The organism is Xenorhabdus beddingii (assembly GCF_002127545.1).
GTDB classification, from domain to species: domain Bacteria; phylum Pseudomonadota; class Gammaproteobacteria; order Enterobacterales; family Enterobacteriaceae; genus Xenorhabdus; species Xenorhabdus beddingii.
Genome location: NZ_MUBK01000192.1, coordinates 1 through 305, shown reverse-complemented (window position 1 = coordinate 305; position 305 = coordinate 1). Strand labels below are relative to the sequence as shown.

General features: G+C 53.8%; 1 tRNA gene. It reads right to left on the bottom strand.

Annotated elements, in window-relative coordinates:
- Nucleotides 1-93: 93 nt before the first annotated feature.
- A tRNA-Glu gene (locus tag Xbed_RS19225) sits at nt 94-169 on the bottom strand.
- Between the last annotated feature and the right edge of the window lie 136 nt (nt 170-305).

Here is a 305-nt window from a genome sequence, read left to right as displayed (position 1 = left end):
GATTGTTAAAGAGCACATACTGCTAAACCCACTGTCACCAGTTCGTTTAGCACTATCTTGCGGCACCGGCTTTCACCCAGGGCCTGAGCAGAATGGCGTCCCCTAGGGGATTCGACCCCCTGTTACCGCCGTGAAAGGGCGGTGTCCTAGGCCTCTAGACGAAGGGGACATCAGGTCTTCTTCGCAGACGCGCTGCTCATGTGGCATTTCATCAGACAATCTGTGTGAGCACTCTGCAATACGTACTATCTTTCGGTAAGGAGGTGATCCAACCGCAGGTTCCCCTACGGTTACCTTGTTACGAC